Source organism: Caballeronia sp. LjRoot34 (genome assembly GCF_964253815.1).
Taxonomy (GTDB): Bacteria; Pseudomonadota; Gammaproteobacteria; order Burkholderiales; family Burkholderiaceae; genus Caballeronia.
On the sequence record NZ_CAXUSB020000002.1, the window covers coordinates 431,787 to 451,781 of the forward strand.

17 protein-coding genes are annotated in these 19,995 nt (G+C 59.8%); 11 read left to right on the forward strand and 6 right to left on the reverse strand.

Features of this window, described 5'->3' with window-relative positions:
* Position 1 precedes the first annotated feature (1 nt).
* Positions 2-712 (reverse strand): protocatechuate 3,4-dioxygenase subunit beta, encoded by a 711-nt coding sequence (pcaH, locus tag ACSQ36_RS21410; protein WP_213764453.1) that lies wholly within the window; start codon positions 710-712, stop codon positions 2-4.
* A 100-nt stretch (positions 713-812) separates the two neighbouring features.
* On the opposite strand from pcaH, the gene pcaQ reads away from it, so the two are divergent.
* On the forward strand, positions 813-1,847 hold the full coding sequence (gene pcaQ / locus ACSQ36_RS21415) for a pca operon transcription factor PcaQ (RefSeq protein WP_436183484.1): 1,035 nt from the start codon (positions 813-815) through the stop codon (positions 1,845-1,847).
* A gap of 304 nt (positions 1,848-2,151) precedes the next feature.
* Complete coding sequence (locus tag ACSQ36_RS21420) at positions 2,152-2,520, forward strand: response regulator (protein ID WP_213764455.1); 369 nt, start codon at positions 2,152-2,154, stop codon at positions 2,518-2,520.
* Positions 2,521-2,584: 64 nt separating this feature from the next.
* Here ACSQ36_RS21420 and ACSQ36_RS21425 read toward each other — a convergent pair whose 3' ends face one another.
* Positions 2,585-3,298 (reverse strand): lysophospholipid acyltransferase family protein, encoded by a 714-nt coding sequence (locus tag ACSQ36_RS21425; protein WP_436183485.1) that lies wholly within the window; start codon positions 3,296-3,298, stop codon positions 2,585-2,587.
* A 214-nt stretch (positions 3,299-3,512) separates the two neighbouring features.
* Between ACSQ36_RS21425 and ACSQ36_RS21430 the strand changes: the two genes are divergently transcribed.
* Positions 3,513-4,700: an alpha/beta fold hydrolase gene (locus tag ACSQ36_RS21430; protein ID WP_436183486.1), complete on the forward strand. Its 1,188-nt coding sequence runs from the start codon at positions 3,513-3,515 to the stop codon at positions 4,698-4,700.
* Here the strand turns inward: ACSQ36_RS21430 and ACSQ36_RS21435 are convergent.
* Positions 4,692-5,948, reverse strand: coding sequence for an EAL domain-containing protein (locus ACSQ36_RS21435; RefSeq protein ID WP_436183487.1), 1,257 nt, complete (start codon positions 5,946-5,948; stop codon positions 4,692-4,694). The genes ACSQ36_RS21430 and ACSQ36_RS21435 overlap by 9 nt on opposite strands.
* A complete protein-coding gene (locus tag ACSQ36_RS21440; RefSeq protein WP_436183488.1) occupies positions 5,948-6,154 on the reverse strand; it encodes a hypothetical protein in 207 nt (68 codons plus the stop codon). Before ACSQ36_RS21440 ends, ACSQ36_RS21435 begins: the two co-directional genes overlap by 1 nt.
* Before the next feature lie 314 nt (positions 6,155-6,468).
* On the opposite strand from ACSQ36_RS21440, the gene ACSQ36_RS21445 reads away from it, so the two are divergent.
* The 3 genes from ACSQ36_RS21445 (at position 6,469) to ACSQ36_RS21455 (ending at position 11,451) form a co-directional block, all read left to right on the forward strand.
* Positions 6,469-6,891, forward strand: coding sequence for a hypothetical protein (locus tag ACSQ36_RS21445; protein ID WP_031357205.1), 423 nt, complete (start codon positions 6,469-6,471; stop codon positions 6,889-6,891).
* 804 nt (positions 6,892-7,695) lie between these two features.
* Positions 7,696-8,370 carry a hypothetical protein gene (locus ACSQ36_RS21450; protein ID WP_436183489.1) on the forward strand — a complete coding sequence of 225 codons (675 nt, stop codon included), beginning with the start codon at positions 7,696-7,698 and terminating at the stop codon, positions 8,368-8,370.
* 114 nt (positions 8,371-8,484) lie between these two features.
* Positions 8,485-11,451, forward strand: coding sequence for an EAL domain-containing protein (locus ACSQ36_RS21455; protein ID WP_436183490.1), 2,967 nt, complete (start codon positions 8,485-8,487; stop codon positions 11,449-11,451).
* A gap of 1,075 nt (positions 11,452-12,526) precedes the next feature.
* Here the strand turns inward: ACSQ36_RS21455 and ACSQ36_RS21460 are convergent.
* Complete coding sequence (locus ACSQ36_RS21460) at positions 12,527-12,736, reverse strand: hypothetical protein (protein WP_213764462.1); 210 nt, start codon at positions 12,734-12,736, stop codon at positions 12,527-12,529.
* A 409-nt stretch (positions 12,737-13,145) separates the two neighbouring features.
* On the opposite strand from ACSQ36_RS21460, the gene ACSQ36_RS21465 reads away from it, so the two are divergent.
* From ACSQ36_RS21465 to tnpC, 5 genes are all read left to right on the forward strand, one after another.
* Positions 13,146-14,078: a sugar ABC transporter substrate-binding protein gene (locus tag ACSQ36_RS21465; protein ID WP_436184909.1), complete on the forward strand. Its 933-nt coding sequence runs from the start codon at positions 13,146-13,148 to the stop codon at positions 14,076-14,078.
* Positions 14,079-14,188: 110 nt separating this feature from the next.
* On the forward strand, positions 14,189-15,175 hold the full coding sequence (locus ACSQ36_RS21470) for an ABC transporter permease (protein WP_436183491.1): 987 nt from the start codon (positions 14,189-14,191) through the stop codon (positions 15,173-15,175).
* Between the two features lie 12 nt (positions 15,176-15,187).
* Positions 15,188-15,970 (forward strand): ATP-binding cassette domain-containing protein, encoded by a 783-nt coding sequence (locus tag ACSQ36_RS21475; RefSeq protein WP_213764465.1) that lies wholly within the window; start codon positions 15,188-15,190, stop codon positions 15,968-15,970.
* An 18-nt stretch (positions 15,971-15,988) separates the two neighbouring features.
* Positions 15,989-17,179 carry an ROK family transcriptional regulator gene (locus ACSQ36_RS21480; protein WP_436183492.1) on the forward strand — a complete coding sequence of 397 codons (1,191 nt, stop codon included), beginning with the start codon at positions 15,989-15,991 and terminating at the stop codon, positions 17,177-17,179.
* Between the two features lie 902 nt (positions 17,180-18,081).
* Positions 18,082-19,494, forward strand: a complete 1,413-nt coding sequence (tnpC, locus tag ACSQ36_RS21485; protein WP_436181325.1) for an IS66 family transposase — start codon at positions 18,082-18,084, stop codon at positions 19,492-19,494.
* Between the two features lie 194 nt (positions 19,495-19,688).
* Here tnpC and ACSQ36_RS21490 read toward each other — a convergent pair whose 3' ends face one another.
* Positions 19,689-19,973, reverse strand: a complete 285-nt coding sequence (locus ACSQ36_RS21490; RefSeq protein ID WP_436183493.1) for a hypothetical protein — start codon at positions 19,971-19,973, stop codon at positions 19,689-19,691.
* Between the last annotated feature and the right edge of the window lie 22 nt (positions 19,974-19,995).

A 19,995-nucleotide genomic window follows, 5' to 3' on the forward strand; every position in this document is an offset into this window, starting at 1 on the left:
TTCAAGCCTCCGTCGGGGTCTGGTTCGCGCCGCGCAGCACGATGTCGAACTCATAACCGAGCGCATACCCTTCCTCGGTCGTATCGATGGAAAAGCGCGAAATCAACCGGTTGCGCGCACGTTCCGGCGTGCCCTGGAAGATCGGATCGAGATCGAGCAGCGGGTCGCCGGGGAAATACATCTGCGTGACAAGGCGCGAGCCGAAGTAGTCGCCGAACAGCGAGAAGTGGATGTGATTGGGACGCCACGCGTTCGAATGATTGCCCCACGGGTAAGCACCCGGCTTGATCGTGAGAAATCGATACCGTCCTTCGTTATCGGTCAGGCAACGGCCCGCGCCCAAGAAGTTCGGATCGAGCGGCGCCGCGTGCTGATCGGCTTTGTGAACGTAACGCCCGGCGGCGTTCGCCTGCCAGATCTCCACCAGCGTATTGCGCACCGGCCGGCCGCTTTCGTCGAGCACGCGCCCCGTCACGATAATGCGTTCGCCCAGCGGCTCGCCATTCTTTGCGGCGTTGCGCGTGAGGTCATGATCGAGTTTGCCGAGGTCGTCGGCGCCATACACGGGCACGCGCCGGTCCTTCAGGTTCTCTTTCAGCGGGATCAGCGGGCGCGACGGGCTACGCAGCACGGAGGACTTGTAGCCCGGATGGCAATAAGGCGGGTGGGAATCCCAGTCGCGCGGCGTCAGGATGAGGGAGGGGGCAGTCATTTTTTTCTGTCTCGGATTTTTAAAATGTGAATCAACACTTTATCGAAGCCGTGAAGTTATGGAAAATGACGTTTTATGCATTCAGACATAACTGATCGTCATGGATACCGACCCCACATTGCCCGGCGCACCTGTCCCGGCGGGTGCGCTAAATAAGCCGACCAAGCTGGGTAAACCCGTCACGCCGCTCGCCAACCTGACTAGCGGCCGGATCAAGTTCCGGCACCTGCAGTGTTTCCTGGCGGTGACGCAATTCGGCAGCGTGCAACGCGCCGCCGATAGCCTCTCGATCACGCAACCGGCGGTATCGAAGACGATTGGCGAGCTGGAATCCATTCTGGGCGTCCGGCTGTTCGAACGGGGCCGCCGAGGCGCCGCGCCCACGCGCGAGGGCCGACTGTTTGCGCCGCACGCCGCAGCCTGCGTAGGGGCTTTGCGGGAAGGCGTGGATGAGTTGTCGCGGCACGGTATCGAGATGCCCGGTACGGTCGCGCTAGGCGTCCTGCCCACCGTCGCGCCTGCGTTGCTGCCGCCCACGCTTGCCGCGTTTCGGGCGCATTGGCCGGATGTCTCCGTGCGAGTATGGACCGGGTCGAACTCACAGTTGCTCGAACGCCTGAAATCTGCCGATACCGACCTGGTCATCGGCCGTCTGTCCGAACCTGAAGGCATGGTGGGGATGACCTTCGAGCAGTTGTACCGTGAGCCATTGACGGTCGTCGTGCGCCGTGATCATCCACTCGCGTACGAAAGCAATATCACGGCGTCGGTGCTTGCCCGTTTTCCGGTAGTCGTGCCGCCGTTTGGAACACTGATCCGCCAGTCCGCCGAAAGCGTGTTGACGGCGTTCGGCGCACAGGCGCTGAGTTCGCTGATTGAAACCTTGTCGGTGTCGCTGGGGCGCGCTCTTGCATTGCACAACGACGCGGTATGGTTCGTCCCGTCGAGCGTGGTGGAACATGACATCGAATTGAAGCTGCTTGCCCGCTTGCCCATGCCCTTCGCGAGCACCGATGAACCCATCGGCCTGATACTCCGCCATGACCGCGTCCGCTCGCCTGCGCTGGACAGCCTGATCGATGCAATCCGGGAAGCGGGGAGGCAGCGGGAGGCGGTTCGTATCGGTATGAAATAGCTTGGAGAGAGGCTTGCCGCAGGCACTTGTTACCGCAAATGCGGGATGGGCAAAACCCCATTAGCATACGTTCGATAAAAGCTATATAAGTGGGCCAGACGGCGGGCTAGGCAGTGTTCAAGGCACGTGCAATGCTGCCACCCAAAGCAGGCTCGAAGCGGACTCCGCGAGCAGCGGATGAGCACTGCAAACAACCGTACTGTAAGCAAGCGCAACAGAATTTGCGTGCAACCAAAGTTCGCTCTGTGCTGTCTGACTCCGCAGCTCTTCCATCACCGGGATACCCATCAAAGCCGCCAGCAAGATGAAAACCGTATTGCTCGTCGACGACGACCCCGCCACCCTCGAAGCCTGGACCTTGTGCATGCAGTCACCGGACTGCACGGTGCTGTCCGCGTTCGACGGTAACGGCGCGCTTGTATTATTGGGCGAGCACAGCGTGGATATCGTGGTGTCCGACTGGATGATGCCGGGGCTCGGCGGCGCGCTGTTATGCCAGACGATGAAGACCAACTCGGCCTTTGCACACATTCCCTTCCTGATGATCTCGGGCCATCCGCACCCGCCGGCTTTCGTTCACTACGACGGCTACTTACAGAAGCCCGTCGCGACGGAAGCGTTGTTGTCGGCGGTGGACCGGTTGTGCGCAGCGAAGCGCCGCCGGCCGTTCTGAACCTGCGCACCGCGGTTTCATTTACCCCGTGCTACCGTGCTTATTGCGCGTAGCCGCGCGCGGTTCAGGCGAGCCGCGCCAGCTCCTTCTCCATCCGGTCTTGCGCAAGCCGGTTCAACTCTTGAGGCACCACGCAATCGGCCGGCAGGGGCGGCAGCACGATCACGCGGATATGCCCGGGCTGATCGGGCCAGCCTTTTGCCGGCCAGTATTTGCCGGCGTTATGCACGACCGGCACGGCGGGCACTTGCGTCGAACACGCAAGCCTCACGCCGCCCGATGCAAGCTTGAGCGGGGCATCGTGCGCCACTCGCGTGCCTTCGGGAAAGATCACCACCACGTCGCCCAGTGCGAGCTTTTCCGCGCATTCGCGAGTAACAGCCTGATGCGCCTGACGAGGCGAACCGCGATCCAGGCTGACCATGTCCAGGCCCTTCAGCACCCAACCGAAGAACGGGATGCGCTTGAGGTCGCTCTTGAATACGAAGCTGATACGACGCGGAAACAGCGCCATGAACGCGAGTGTTTCCCATGTCGACTCGTGCCGGCACAGCATGATGAACGGCTCGTTCGGCAGGTTCTCCAGTCCTTCGACCGAACACGATACGCCCGTGATCACGCGCATCATCCTGACCATCGCGCGGCACCATTGTTTGGCGAGCCAATAACGGCCGCTGCGGCCGACGAACGGAAACAGCGGCAGAATCAGGATCGACCACACCGTACCGCTGCCAAGCAGGTAGGTCGCGAACAGCCACTTGACGAAGGTTCGATGCATTAAGAAATGGACGGTGGTAAAAAGGTGCGAAAGGAGTGCGGCGGGTTGCAAGGCGTCCAGGGGTACGGTGACCCCCCGACGTTTGAGCCCGGCGAGCGAAACCCGAAGGATAGCGTGTGCGGCGGCGCATGTCCCAAACCCGATGCTGGGTGCGCGCACGCTGCCCGCCCGATGACAGTCAGGGAGACACCGGTCTCTCTTAAACGGAGTTGCAATGACGGACGAAGCAAACAGCGAAGTGAAGGGCGAGTTGACGAACGACAAAACCGCCAGGCAAGCCGGCGAGCCGACGCCGGCTTTCGACGATGGTCTGCTGGATGTCGGCGATGGCCACGCCGTTTACTGGCGTGCGCAAGGACCCAAGGACGCCCCCGTGATGCTGATTGTCCACGGCGGCCCCGGCGGCGCGATGAATCTCAAATGGGCGGATGTGCTCGATTCATCGAAGTGGCGCATGGTCTTCTTCGATCAACGCGGCTGCGGCAAATCCACGCCCTTCGGCAAGCTGGAGCACAACGGCACGAATGATCTTATCGGCGATATGGAGAAGCTGCGGGTGGCCCTCGGCATCGAGAAGTGGGCGCTGTTCGGCGGTTCGTGGGGCACGACGCTCGCGCTCAGCTATGGCGTGACGCATCCCGAGCGCTGTCTCGGCTTTTTGCTGCGCGGGATTTTCCTCGCGCGCAAGGAGGACATCGACTGGTTCCTGTGGGACGTGCAGCGCGTGTTTCCGGATGCGCACCGGGCGTTTCTGGATGCCATCGAGACCGCGAGCGGCCAGCGTCCGCGCAATGCCGCCGAGATCCTGACGCTCACCGGCGCGCCGCTGGCCCGTTTCGATGACGCCGGCATCAAGCTCGCCCGTGCATGGTCGGGCTTTGAGGCGACGTTATCGGTGGTGAACAAGCCCGCGCCGAAGAAGGGTGCCGACCAGGCGCAGAAGGACGAATCGAAAGGAGAGGCTTCGACCTTGGCGGCTCAAACCGATGCCGCGCAAGCCACCGCCGCGCTGCCCGAAGCGCCCCAGGCTGATCCAGCTCAAGCTGAGCCGGCATCCCCCGAAGCGACCCGCGAGGCCAACGCCGCTGCGATCTCGATGTCGCTGCTGGAGCATCACTACATGGCGCATGAGTTGCCGCCGGAGCCGTTGTTGCCGCGTATCGGCAGGATCGCGCATCTGCCGTGCGTGCTCGTGCACGGCCGCTTCGACATGGTGTGTCCCGCCGATCAGGTGCAGGCTCTCGCCGACGTTTGGCCGGGCGCGCAGCTATCCATCGTCGATGCGGCGGGCCACTGGACCTTCGAACCCGGCAACGTGACAGCGTTGAAAGCCGGCGGTGAGTATCTTGCGCGAACGCTGGCCGCGAAGCCAACGCCGACCTCAACGTCAACGCTAGCCTGAAGGCGGCAGCAACCCGGCCGCCGACACGGCGAGACGCTCCCAGTTGAGATCCGTGCCGAACACGAGAGGATCGCCACGATAGTTGATGAAGATGGACAGCGTCACGCTGAGTCCGGTGCCGGTCGCCGATAAATACGGAGCGCTTACCATCAGCCGCTGCGGATGCGCGAGGGCGTCGACGAAATACGGCCGGTTGTCCCAGCGGCCGATCGACGGCTTGCTCAGCGGCGCGAGGCGAGGAGCGATCGGGGCCGTGCCGGCGCCGTCGATCATTGGGATACATTCGCGGCCGCCCTGATCGAGGAAAAAGCAACCTACCGTGCACGGCAGCGCCCGCAGATCCTCGCAGGCCCGCTCCGGCAATGCGCCGGCGCACATTCGCTCGGCCGCCTCCGCGAAGCGCGTCCGATACGGCATCAGCAGCAAATCGATGCCAAGCTCGCGGGTCTGGCGCGTGTGGGCGAGGGTATCGAAGACGGTTTCGATTTGCTGCGTCGCGGCTTCCTCGGGCGACTCCCCGGGACCCGGCTGGCCAAACAGGAAGCCCTGCACGAAGTCCACCCCCGAGCGCGCCGCCAGCAGCAAGTCCTCCTCGGTCTCGATCCCTTCGGCCACCACCAGCATGCCTGCCTCGTGCAACAGGCTCACCAGCTTCGGCATGACCGACTCGCGCAAGTCTGGCTGATGCGCATGGATGAGGCTGCGATCCAGTTTCACGATGTCCGGCCGCAGGGTCAGCAACCGGTCCAGATTCGAGTGCCCGGCGCCGAAGTCGTCCACCGCGACCAGAAAGCCTTGCGACCGGAACGCCTGAGTTGCGTGGGCGAACGCGCAGACGTCGTTGCCGCCCGATTCCAGCAACTCGATCACGATTTCTTCCGGCAGGACACCCGATTCCCGCGCGATGTCGGCGAGTTGCCGCGCATAACCCGGATCGATGAAGCTTGCCGGCGTCACGTTCAGGAACAGCCAGGTCTGGCCGGGCAGCCATCTGGCGGCGTTGTGCAAATGAGTGACATGACTCAGGCGGTCGAGTGCGCCGGTCGAGCTCTCCACAATCGCCTTTGCGAACAGTTCGAACGGCTCCAGCAAACCGCCCGTTGATGCAACGCCGCGCAACAAGGCCTCGTAACCGACCTGGCGCTGATGGGCCAGACTGTAGATCGGCTGGAAGTGCGAGCAGAGCACGATGCCGTCGAACGTGGCAGGCGGGTGAGGTTTCCCGAGTTTCCCGAGCGTGCGCCGCATCAGGAAGCTGCTGCCTGGAGACGGGCATTGCCGGTCGGCGCAGCCATGCCGGCTACTGCAACACATCTTGCGACGAATAGTGAAAAGGCGCGCAGGATGGACAGCGTCAACCGTGCGGGCAGCGATGTCAGCTCCGCCGTGCCACGACGGCGAACTCGCCCGGTCAGATCGGCTGCACAAACGCGAGCCAGGAACAGTTCGAACATGATGTTGGTCTGCGCGGGTGGTGAATAGGACGGTAGGACTGTAGGACGAATGCGACGAGTGGGCCGCGGCTCGGCAACGCTTGAGGACGGACAACATCTTATCGGATCAAATGGCGGCCGACTTGAGCGTGAAGCCATCATGCCACGCGTTGGCGAGACGCCGGCAGCTTTGATGGGCGGGCGTTTGCGGGATGCTAAAAATTCCGTGGAAGGCCTGTCGGACGGTAAATTTGGGACAGGAATGGTACGATCGCGCCTTGCAAGCCGGCGCGCGATGCTCGTCGAATAGTGAATCAAGTTACGGAGGCGAACCGATGGCCCAACAGAAAACCAACCCGAAGCTGGAGCAGGCGCTGACGCGCGGCGACCTCGCGATTCGCCAGGCCAACTCCGGCCGCGCAACGGCCGTGCTGCGCGCGCTTGGCAAGATGATTGTGGAGGCTTCGGCGACCATTGGTGTGGAAGCGTTTGTCGTGATTCATGACGGCGACAAGATCTACGATCCCGCCGACGGCATGTGGCCGCAACAACTGCTGGTGTCGCTCGATGGCCCGGTGGAAGACGCGGACCCGGACGAACTGCGCACCGTGACCTTGATGGCCGACACTCCCGCAACCGTGTTTCGATGCGAATGGCAACGTGCGGACGGCAAGATCGGCCGTCAGGAAGGGCGTCCGCTCGCAATGGTGGCGTTCATCACCGACGTGGACATTCCCTGGCTCGACGACGAAGACTGAAGAGCCCCGGCCTTATTCTGAAAAAACCGGCGGATGCGCCTTGCATCCGCTGTCCCCGGGCTTCTTCATCCGGTACGGCCGGCACCTGGTTTGCGCTTCAGGCGGAATTCTCTTCTTTTCCTAAAGCGCAAACGCGTAGCGCCCTCGAATTGCTTCTGCTTTACATATCGAATTCCATAGTGCCCCAAGGGCTTATTCGCAGCAGACTCTATTCATCAGTTTAATAGGTCTCACTTATTGTGAGCGGGTCATTTTTTCCGCTTCGCCAATCCAGCCGTTTCGTTTGCCCGCTATTCACCCTCGATATAAAGTCGGCGACAGAAAATCCGTTATATAAGCATGAGCACCCGAACGGTGCAGCACCGGAGATAGCGGAGGCCAAAACATGGCTTTAGAATATTTCTAACCATAATTAATGGCAAAAAAGAGTCGCGCTTCACGTGTACGACACATACTTGCCTCCGCATAATTTTTCATGATACGAAATGCGGGGAGATGATTTGAGGCGTCGAACACGAAAAGCGCTGAAAATGCATATTTTTTTTAAATTTCTCTAAAGATTTATTTGGTAGCGCGCACCTCATCAATTGCCTTTGGGCGAGACTAAATCCGTCGTGTGATTCGTTTGCGTGAAGTCAAACGTTCCGCGGCGTCCTCCTTCTCGCCAAAAATGGGGTAGCACAAATGGAACAGCTTAATAACGCAGGTCAAAGCAGCGTTTTTCGCAACGGACATATTGAACACGGTGAACGTGCAGGGCGGCTCGAGCGGGCGGTTGTCCAGGCTCAGGAGAAGCGCGAGTCCATGCCGTTCACGATCCGTATTGTTCGCGAAAACGCCGACCTTGAAAAAGTCGTTGAGATGCGGCGCATGGCTTATGGTCGGCATTTGCCGGTTTTTGCCCAGAAACTGGGCATTGAGGAATGCGATCGGGACCCGGGTGTGGCAGTGCTGCTTGCGGAATCGAAGCTGGATGGCGCGCCGCTGGGTACTATGCGTATTCAAACCAATGAATATGCGCCGCTGGCAGTGGAACAATCGGTGCGCCTGCCTGACTGGCTGGCCAGCAGCCGTTTGGCGGAAGCCACCCGGCTGGGTGTGGCGGGCGGTGGCGTGGGCCGTGTCGTCAAGGTAATGCTTTGCAAGGCCCTGTGGCTTTATTGCGAGCAGCAACTGGTCGACTATATGGTTATTACCGCGCGTGCGCCGCTCGACCGGGAATATGAAGGCATGTTGTTCGAAGATGTATTTGAAGAAAGAGAATTCCTGCCGATGGCTCATGTTGGCGGATTGCCGCACCGGGTACTTGCAAAAGACGTGATGGCGGCTCGGCGCCGCTGGGAGGAAGCGAAGCATCCGTTATTCCAGTTCATGGTGCATACGCATCATCCGGATCTGGATTTACGGACGTCTGATTTATCTTTCCAGCAGGAACCGGTACGATGCCCGGAGGTACCGCAAGTTGCTTACGGCAGGTAATAAAAGATAGCCCGGCCGTTCATTGACCGAGGCCACAAAAAGACGGTGGCGATTCACTGGGGTTTCGCCACCGTCGGCGCGACATCTGTCGTGCATCACGGGGGATTAAAAGGTATGGCGTCGGTTGCCTTATTTTCGCGGGCGAAGTCCGGATATACCGGGTCGAATATGGACCGGTTTCTGTACGCGTTCGCCGTTTATATCGTCCCGACACTGATTGCTCTCGGCACCCTTGCCACCCTGGTGTGGGGAACGCCCCAATTCGATTCGAGGGGCGGTCTCACCCTGCCCCTCCACGTCCTGAAAGACCCGTCTGGAACGCTCGATCCTGCTACCGCGCTTGAGCGGATGCCTACGGCTGTCTTGTCGAACCGGTTCAACACGCAGCTCGCCGAAACGCCATTCTGGTTCGAATTCGCCGTGCCCAACATGAGTCAGGAGCAATCGACTTACGCCGAATTACCGTCGCGTCACGCGCAAACGCTTTCGTGCTGGATTGCGTCAACCATGCAGCCGCTCGGCAGCGCCGATCGCCTGACCACGACCAACGAATTTACCCCCATCAAGGCGGGTTTCGCGCTCCAACTCGGCCACCTCGCGGAGCCGGTCAATGTGCTGTGCCGCGGCACGTTTTCCGGCCCGGCACAAATTACCGCGCTCGGTTGGAGCGGTCCGATGTTGCAAAAAAGCGCGCTCGACTTCCAGGAGAGTTCGGGGTTGATCGCGGGCGGATTGTTGACACTGGCCGTCTTTGTTTTCGTCACGGCAATGATCAACCGCGAGTGGACCTATGTGATCTTCGCGGTCTGGCTTGTCGGCAACCTGCGGTTGTGCGCGAACGCCATGGGCTGGGACATGGAGTGGCTTGGTCGCGTGATCCCGCCGGATTACCTGCAGATCATCCGGCAACTGACGTTCGCAGCCTATTACCTTTTGACGGCCGCTTTGTTCAGTTCGCTGTTCCGGCGCGAGCTGAAGGTCATTGGTTATAAATGGCTCCTGAGGATCGTGCATTACGTCGGCCTCGTGCTGTTTGGCGCGGCGATCGTGTTGCCCTATGCACGCTTTATCCCGACGCTCTGGGTAACCACCGGGTTCGGCGTGTTCGTGCTGATCTTCCTGCTGGCTCGTCTCGTCTGGATGACCCGCTCGCGCACGGTGATGTGGTATGTGGGCTCGCTGGCAATCGTGCTGTTCGCGACATTTTCTGAAGTCATGGGCGCAGCGTTCGGCATCAAGCTGCTGGTCGGCGGCGTCAATACGGTGATGGCCGCATTGTCGTCGAGCATGATGGCCGCCTTCGCTATTGCCGAACAGATGCGTGCCGAACGTGAGCACCGGCGGCAGGCCCAAACCGAATTGCGCAACACGTATGACGTGACACCCATTGGCCTGTTCACGCTCGACAGCGCCGGTCATTTCGTGCGCGCGAATCCCGCGTTGCGGACCATGCTGTCGCTGCAGAAAACCGAGTACAGGGTGCGGCACTGGAACGACTACTTCGAATCGGGCGCCTGGGGCGCTTTGCAGGCGCTGGCATCGAAGGGAAGTGAAGGCGAACTGGAGATGGGGGGCGCGGCATCGCGGGGCAATGGCGAGCGCCGTTTCCTGCTCAAGGCTACGCGCTCGAACGGCTGGATCGAGGGCTCGCTGCAGGATGTGACCGAACGTTCGAAAGCCATAGAACGACTGCGGTTCCTGGCTGAACACGACCCGCTCACAGGGTCGCTCAACCGGCGCGGCGTGGAAAAGGCTATAGCGGCACAAAGCGAAGAAGGGACGTCCTGGGCGCTCGCGTACGTGGATCTGGATCGCTTCAAGCTCGTCAACGATCTGTTCGGCCATCGTGCCGGCGACGAAGTCCTGAAGCAGGTCGCCACGCGCACGCGGGCGTTATTTTCAGCCGGGTTTCCGTTCGGGCGGATTGGCGGTGACGAGTTCGTCTGCGTGATGGGTGGCATGTCCATAGACGAAGCCATCGACTGTTGTCATCACCTGATCAGTGCGTTGAGTGATGCGCCGTATCAGGTCGGCAACCGTGCGTTCCAGGTGAAGGCATCGGTAGGGCTGGTGGAGTGTTCGCACGGCGTGCGTGTGCAGGATGCGCTCTCGCATGCGGACCGTGCGTGCCGTGAGGCCAAGAAGAGTTCGAATGCGCGGATGGTGACGTATCGCAAGGGTGCGGCGGCGTTCGAGGAGCGGGCAGAGGAATTGAAGCTGGTTGAAACGCTGGGCCGCAATCGATTGCCTCCGGGTCTTTTTCTTGTGATGCAGCCGATCATGTCGCTGTCTGCGCCCACAGAGTCGCTTAATTTCGAGGTGCTGCTGCGCATGCGCGCGCCCGATGGTGCAACGCTGCCTGCCGGCAAGGTGATTGTGGCGGCGGAGGAATCCGGCAACATTGCGGCTATCGATAAATGGGTGATTACCACGTTGCTTGAGTGGATCGAGAAACATCAGGCGTCGCTCACGAATACGCGTTTTATTTGCGTCAATCTCAGTGGGGGTTCGTTGAATGACGAGCAGTTCATGGAAGACGTCTTTGCGTTGTTCGCGCGTTTCCGGCATATCGTTCCTTATCTTTGTCTTGAGATTACCGAGAGCGTCGCGTTGCATGATCTTGGCAATACGCAACGCTTTATTGCACGGGTTCATGAGATGGGTGGCAAGATCGCACTTGATGATTTTGGTGCGGGGTATACATCGTTTAAATATCTCAAGGATCTTTCCGCCGATGCACTCAAGATTGACGGCGAGTTTATTCGGACGATGTGTGCGCATCCGGCTGATATAGCCATTGTTGAAGCTATTGTTGCGCTCGCTCGCAATCTTGGAATGCGTAGTGTTGCCGAGTGGGTTGAGGATGTGGGGACGCTGCGCGCGCTGAAGGAAATTGGCGTGGATTACGTGCAGGGATATCTTATTGCCAAGCCGCAGGAAAGCGGTGCGATTCTTGCCGCTTCGTCGGCGGCGAGTTTTGTGAAGGATTTAGAGGTGGTGCAGTTTATTGATAGTATTGTTGTGCAGGATAAGGCTCTTGCCTTTACTTTCGATGTGGCGGCTAAAGCTGGTTTGCACTGAGAGAGGCGGGGGCGGTGTTATGCGGGGTTGGTCGGTTTTGAGGTTAGCGGTCGGGGTTGATGCCGGGTTGCTGCTTTCGGCCGTGGTGGTCTGCGAGAGTTGGATATTCTCTTTATCACTATTAGCCACTGTGCGTGGCGGCACGTCATTTCTTTGTCCAAAGCGACAAAGAAACGAAGCAAAGAAAACGCTTTAACCGCTCTACCCTAAGTGTCCACAGCGTGCAGTTTTGATTCATAGGTGCCCCAAAAGCACGGTGCTCGCCAGAACCACCGATGTTTGAACCCCTCCTTCTCGCGAATCCTGACACGAACACGCTTCGCCCCGTACGCTCTCGGGCAAGCACACTTGCTAAGGAACCCGCACGGCCTTACAGGTATTTACGGCTGCGGTTTTTTGACAGGTTAGCTACCTGGTCTGTGTGACCGTATTCATAGGTCACAGCTTGATGCGTGTTTGTGGTTACTGCTTCAGTTCTTTGTGAATTGGCTGCGCGTTCTGTACAGCTATTTTCGTCGGTTACGGCCACCCGCATCTTCGCGGCCTCGTTTCTCGGCGGGTTGGCGACGAGGTTCGAGGCGCGTACACATTGGTGGTTGGTGTCCGCGGATAGCGCGGGGTGCCCCTTTGGGGCAGGTTCAATCACGGGTGGCGAAGCGTGTGGCCGTGCGGGTCCCTTGGCGAACTGTGCTTGCCCGAGAGCGTACGGGGCGAAGCGTGTTCGTGTCAGGATTCGCGAGAAGGAGGGGTTCAAACATCGGTGGTTCTGGCGAGCACCGTGCTTTTGGGGCACCTATGAATGAAAACTGCACGCTGTGGACACTTAGGGTAGCGTGGTTTAAAAGCGCTTTCTTTGCTTCGTTTCTTTGTCGCTTTGGACAAAGAAATGACGTGCCGCCACGCACAGTGGCTAATAGTGATAAAGAGAATATCCAACTCTTGCAGACCACTAACGCTGAAAGCAGCAACCCAGCATTGACCCCGACCACTAACCCCAGAACCTAGCAACCCCGAGCACTGACCCCACCCGAGCCCACCAAAACCGGTCCACCGGCGCGAGCGAAACCCTTACACCCTAAGTTGTTTTCATCCCGTTCAGGATCTTTGTCGCGGCAATCGGAATACGCGTGTCATCCCATTGCGCCAGCCATTGCACTTCCTTCGTCGTGAAAAACCCAGGCTGGTTACGCAATGCAAACTGCAACGAATCCACAATGTGATCTCGGATGATCTGGGGCGAATCTTCGTCGGTGACGATCGCGTGAAGGGCTTCGAGTGCGCTCATGGTGCAGGAGACCAAAATGGTAGGTTGGCAAGAATGCTGGTAAACCATAACCCGATAAAAATCCGGAAAACAATTCAATTCAACGCTTTTTTAAACCCCTTTCCCACCCGTTAGTGTTTTTACGTAGACGCGACGCAACAATCGCTGCTTGCATAACCTGATTGATCTTCAAAGCGATCTAATCGACCTCGTGCTGCGCTGCACCGTTTGTATGTCATTCCATTTTCTTGACTTGTCTCCATGTCGCTGTTGTACTAAATAAAGTCAATTGATTTAGTCGGCGAACGCGTCCGGTGCGCTTCATCTTCTCGAAGTCGCGGGCGAATAAAAATCTATGGAGCGAGACATGAAAAATCTTCGGCGTGCTGTCGCACGTGCGTCCTTCCTCGGACTTGCAGTTGCGTCGCTGATGAGTTCAGGCGCGGCAACGGCGGCTGACCAGATCGCGATCGGCCTGATTACCAAGACCGACACCAATCCGTTCTTCGTCAAGATGAAACAGGGCGCCGAAGAAGCCGCCTCGAAAGGCGGTGTCAAACTGATCACAGCAGCCGGCAAGTTCGACGGCGACAACGCAACCCAGGTGACGGCGGTCGAGAACATGATGACGGCCGGTGTGAAAGCCATCCTCATCACGCCGAGCGATACCAAGGCCATCGTGCCGACGCTCAAGAAAGCACGCGCGGCGGGCATTCTCGTGATCGCGCTCGACACGCCGACCGATCCGCAAGATGCCACCGACGCGCTGTTCGCCACCGATAACTTCAAGGCCGGCGTGCTGATCGGCGAATACGCAAAAGCCTCGTTTGCCGGCAAGCCCGCGAAGATCGCTACGCTCGACCTCGCGCCCGGCGTGACCGTCGGTGTCCTGCGTCATAACGGCTTCCTGCAGGGCTTCGGCGTGAAAGAGGGCGACCCGTCCGTGGTATGCAGCCAGGACACTCGCGGTGACCAGTCGAAGGGCCAGACGGCGATGGAAAACTGCCTGCAGAAGGAGCCGGGCATCAACCTCGTTTATACGATCAACGAACCCGCGGCGGCCGGTGCGTATCGTGCGCTCAAAGCAGCGGGCAAGGATAAGGACGTGATGATCGTGTCCATCGACGGCGGCTGTGAAGGCGTGCGCAACGTGAAGGCGGGCAGTTTCGCCGCCACCTCGCAGCAGTACCCGTTGCTGATGGCGCAGCAAGGTGTGCAGGCGGGGATCGAATACGCGAAGACGGGCAAGAAGGCGACCGGCTATCACGACACCGGCGTCACGCTCATCACCGATAAACCCGTGTCCGGCGTCGCGGCCAAGGACACGAAGTTCGGGCTGGATAACTGTTGGGGCAACAAGTAAGCCGTCGCGCCGCATTTGAACCCGCGGCCCGGGCTTGAGCCTCAAGGCGTTTCAAGCCCGGGTTGCGCGAGCGGCGCATTTTTTCGATGTTGCTGTCGAGGTCCCGAGTCATGACGCAATCCACCTCTCCCACGGCCGGCCGCGCGACGTTCTCTGATCGTCTGCCATCGCTTGCCGATATCGGTCCGCTAGTGGCGCTCGTGATCGCATGCGCTTTCTTCATCTGGCAAAGCGACCGGTTTTTATCGATACAAAATCTCTCGCTGATTCTTCAGCAGACCATGGTCGTAGCGGTGATCGCGATCGGCCAGACGCTGATCGTGATCACCGGCGGAATCGATTTGTCGTGCGGCATGCTCATGGCATTCGGTTCCATCGTGATGACGAAGTTCGCCGTCACGCTGGGCGTACCCCCCGTGATTGCCATTGTATGTGGCGTGGCGGCAAGCACATTGTTCGGATTACTGAACGGTACGCTAATCACGAAGATCAAGTTGCCCGCGTTCATCGTCACGCTGGGGACGCTGAACATAGCGTTCGCGCTGACGCAGGTGTACTCGAATGCCGAGAGCATCTCGAACCTGCCGGACGCCATGATGTTCTTCGGCAACACCTTCCATCTCGGCGGCGCGGAGGTCACGTATGGCACCGTGCTGACCTTGTTGATGTACCTCGTGGTCTGGTTCGTGTTGCGCGATACGGTGCCCGGCCGCCATCTCTACGCACTCGGGAACAATGCCGAAGCTGCGCGGCTGATGGGACTTTCGTCGCAGAAAATCCTGATCACCGTGTATACGCTCGCGGGATTTTTCTATGGCATTGCGGCGCTGCTGTCGGTGGCGCGAACCGGTGTGGGCGATCCACAGGCGGGCCAGACCGAGAACCTCGACAGCATTACGGCCGTCGTGCTCGGCGGCACGAGTCTCTTCGGCGGACGCGGCACGATTGTCGGGACCTTGCTGGGCGCTTTGATTGTCGGCGTGTTTCGCAACGGCCTGACGCTGATCGGGGTGTCGTCGGTTTATCAGATTCTGATCACCGGCATCCTGGTGATTCTCGCGGTCGCCGCCGATAAACTCGCGCGTCCCCGCGCCTGAGGAGCCAAGCTTATGAACGACACACTCAAACCCGTTCTGGAAGCGCGCGGCGTCAGCAAGCGCTACGGTTCCGTGACCGCACTCGATGGCGTCGATTTCGAACTGTTGCCCGGCGAGATCATGGCGGTCATCGGCGATAACGGGGCAGGCAAATCGTCGCTGATCAAGGCGCTTTCCGGTGCGCTGGTGCCCGACGAAGGGCAGATCCTGCTGGACGGAAAACCCGTGCATTTTCGCAGTCCGCTCGATGCACGCTCGCAAGGCATTGAAACCGTCTATCAGGACCTCGCGGTCGCGCCGGCGATGAGCATCGCGGAGAACCTTTTTCTCGGGCGTGAGTTGCGGCGTCCCGGCATCCTCGGCTCCGTGTTCATGATGATCGACAAGCGGCGCATGCTGCAGGAAGCCATCGCGCATATGGAGGGATTGCAGATCGGCATCCGTTCGATGAAGCAGGCGGTCGAAACGCTTTCCGGCGGTCAGCGACAGGGCGTGGCGGTGGCGCGCAGCGCGGCGTTCGCGCGACATGTGGTGATCCTCGATGAACCCACCGCCGCGCTCGGCGTGAAGGAATCGAACATGGTGCTGGAGTTGATCCGGCGCGTGCGTGATCGCGGGTTGCCCGTGATTCTCATCAGCCACAACATGCCGCATGTGTTCGAGATTGCGGACCGCATTCATATCCAGCGGCTTGGGCGACGCGCGGCGCTGGTCAATACGAAGGACATCCATATGTCGGAAGCCGTGGCCATCATGACCGGTGCAAAGCAGGCCGACGTGCAGGCGATCGCCTGATCCCATATGACGCCTTCAATGTCCGCAAGCACGGCAACGCCGAAGCCGGCCGGCATGCGGCAGATGAACGAGCGCATTGTGCTACAGGCGGTGCGTGTCCACGGTCCGCTGCCAAAGTCCGAGATCGCGCGCCTGACGCATTTGAGCACGCAGACGACGTCGCTGATCGTGGATCGTCTGATAGACGATGGCTTGCTCGCCCGCGAGGCCAGGACGCGCGTGCGGGGACGCATGGGGCAGCCGTCGGTGCCGATCTCGCTGCGGGCGGATGGGGCGTTTTCCATCGGCGTGAAAGTGGGGCGCCGGAGTCTTGATGTGCTGACCATGGATTTCGCGGGGCAGGTGCATGCGCGTGATGTGATCGAGTATGCGTATCCCGATCCGCGTACGGTGTTCGCTTTGCTGAGCGGGAAGATTGACCAGATGATGGTCGCGCTCGGCAATGACGCTACGAAGGTGGTTGGAATTGGCGTGGCGGCGCCGTTGTGGCTTGGTGGCTGGCGCAATTTCTTCGATACTCCGCCGGACGTTTTCGCCGCGTGGAACGAGATCGATATCAGCGCGCGAGTCCAGGCGCTGACCACGTTGCCGGTGGAGTTCGCGAAGGACACCACCGCTGCGTGCGCTGCTGAATTGCTGATGGGGCAAGGGCGCGGATTGAGCGATTTTCTTTATGTGTTTATCGGCACGTTCATTGGCGGCGGGCTGGTCATTGATGGACGGCTGCATGCCGGGCCGAAGGGGAATGCCGGTGCTATCGGGTCGTTTCCGCTGATGAGCGAAGGCACGCCGCAGTTGCTCAATGTGGCGTCAGTGTATGTGCTGGAAAAGCGCTTCATCGATGCCGGTTTTCCTGCTGCTGCTGCTCACGATCAACGGGCGCTGTCGGCGCAATTGTGGCCTTTGTGCGAGGCGTGGCTCGAAGCCGCGTGCCCGGCGCTCGCCACGGCTATTGCAACGGCGGCGGCGCTGGTCGACGTCGACGCGATCGTGATCGATGGGGAACTGGATCGCCAGTTGTTGCGGGAGGTGTTGAGCCGGACCAATTCGGCGCTCGATGCCTTCGACTGGCAGGGGATGGTGCGGCCGAGACTGGTTGAAGGGGAGATAGGCGCTGATGCCCGGGCAATGGGGGGGGCAATCCTGCCGTTGTATGCGCATTTCGCGCCCCGTTATGTGTTGTTTCTGAAGTCGGGGTTGAGTGGGTGATTGGGGGAGGGGTTACTAGGTTTTTTGGGGGGGGTGGTCGGTCGGGGTCTATGCCGGGTTGGTCGGTTTTGGGGTTAGTGGTCGGGGTCAATGCCGGGTTGGTGCTTTCGGCCGTGGTGGTCTGCGAGAGTCGGATTTTCTCTTTATCACTATTAGCCACTGTGCGTGGCGGCACGTCATTTCTTTGTCCAAAGCGACAAAGAAACGAAGCAAAGAAAACGCTTTAACCGCTCTACCCTAAGTGTCCACAGCGTGCAGTTTCTATTCATAGGTGCCCCAAAAGCACGGTGCTCGCCAGAGCCACGGATGTGTGAAACCCTCCTTCTCCGAACACCGATACCCACACGCTTCGCCACCAGTGATTGAACCTGCCCAAGGGGCACCCCGCGCTATCCGCGGACGACCACCCTCCAAATGTGTACGCACCTTGAACCTCGTCGCCAACCCTGCTGGAAACGAGGCCGCAACGGTGCATGGGGCCGTAGCTGGTGAAAAGAATCGTGCGGGCCGCGCAACGACCCACCAAACATGAAGCCGTAAATATGCGTTCGGCCGTGTAGCCCACCCAAAAAAAGCAGCGCACGCTCGGCCAACGCACCAAGAAACGCGGCAGCGAATGCGCGTGAGGCCGTGCTCATTCGTGGGCGTTCGTGCTTGCCCGAGAGCGTACGGGGCGAAGCGTGTTCGTGTCAGGATTCGCGAGAAGGAGGGTTTCACACATCCGTGGTTCTGGCGAGCACCGTGCTTTTGGGGCACCCATGAATGAAAACTGCACGCTGTGGACACTTAGGGTAGCGTGGTTTGAAAGCGTTTTCTTTGCTTCGTTTCTTTGTCGCTTTGGACGTAACTAGTCAGCACTTGTAAACTGCTGCGAAGCTCGGCATGATTCGGAGATGACATTAGTGCCTAACCTTAAAAATCTAACGGACGAGCAGAAGGACGCACTCATCATTGAGTTGGTGAGACGTCTGAATGAGATTGAAGCGAAGCTGGAGAAGGACAGCCACAACTCAAGCAAGCCACCGTCCTCGGATGGCTTGAAGCGCAAACCCAAACCCAAGTCGCAGCGCACGGTGAGCGGAGCCGCGCCAGGCGCTCAGCCAGGTCATGAGGGCAAGACACTCAAACGCGTGGCGCAGCCAGATCACGTTGAGATTCATCGCGTGAGTCGGGTATGTGATAACTGCGGGAAAGAAATCATGCCCGATCGCATTTCAGTGCTGGCCGAAGAGCGCCAGGTCATCGATTTGCCGGTGATCCGGTTTGAGGTGACAGCCCATCGCGTGGAGCGGGCGCAATGCGGCTGCGGCCAATTACATCGGGCCGAGTTTCCCAAAGGCGTAAGCCAGGCGGTGCAGTACGGCAGCCAGATCCAGGCGGCGGCGGTCTATCTGACGCAATATCAGCAGTTGCCCCTGGAGCGTACCTCGCAGGCGTTGCGCGACCTGTTTGGCCTGAGCATGAGTTCGGGCACGGTGCAAAACTGCATCACGCAAGCGGCACGGATGTTGAGTCCGGCCGTTGAACTCATTGGGCAAGCGCTGCAAAGCGCGCCGGTCGTGCATTTCGATGAAACCGGCATGCGCGTGGGACGTACCCTGCACTGGCTGCACACGGCCTCGACCCAGGCGCTGACGTGGTATGGCTCGCACCGCACGCGTGGGCGCGAAGCACTGGACAGTTTCGGTATCCTACCCTCATTTACCGGGATCGCAGTGCACGATGGCTGGGTGCCTTACTCCTACTATGAGTGCGAGCATGCGTTATGCAATGCGCATCATCTGCGCGAGTTGATCGGGGTGTGGGAGTCGACCCAGCAGCCCTGGGCCGAACACATGCTCAAGCTGCTGCGCCAGGCCAAGCGCGAGGTCGATGACAGCATTGCCTGCGGCCGTACGGGCTTGAGCCGCACGCGCACCAACTACTATCGGCGACGCAGCCGCGCCCTGATCAGAGAAGGCCGCAAGCTCAACCCGCAGCAAGCGCGCGACCCCACGCGTGAAGATGTGCGCGGCAGAATCAAACAAAGCGAAGCCTACAATCTGCTGGGGCGCCTGGAGCGTCATACCGCGCAAGTGTGGCGTTTCGTGGCCGACCATCGCGTGCCGTTCGACAATAACCAGGCCGAACGCGATATCCGCATGCCCAAGCTCAAACAAAAAGTCTCGGGATGCTTCCGCACAGCGAGCGGACTTCAGGCGTTTTGCACCATCCGATCGTATCTGGCTACCCTGCGCAAACAACGCCGCCCACTCATGGCCGCGCTCGCTCTTAGCTTCGCTGGCCACGTCCCTTCGCCTTTAGCGGCTGACTAGTTACCTTTGGACAAAGAAATGACGTGCCGCCACGCACAGTGGCTAATAGTGATAAAGAGAAAATCCGACTCTCGCAGACCACTAAGGCCGAAAGCACCAACCCGGCATCAACCCCGAACCGCTAACCCCGGAACCCCAGCATCGCCCCCCCACCAACCCCACCAAAACCCCGTCCACCGGCGCGAGCGAACTTCTCAATCACGACTAGCTTCAATCAGGGCTTTCAGCCTGGCGCGTTCTTCCGCCACACCCTGCGGCGTTTGCGGCCAATCGAGAACAACGCCGCTGTTCATCGCTTCCCGCGTGAGGGCGGCATAACGTGATTTGCTGATCTTGTCTTCTTTCATCGACTCGCTCAGTTCGTGCTTGATGCCCTGCGGGAATTGCGGATAAGCCTCGGCGAGAGACGCATATTGGCGCGCATCGATCTCGGTCGATTCTTTCGTGATCGCCCACGAGGCAACGAGCACGATCGCCACGAACGGGACCAGGGTGTATCGG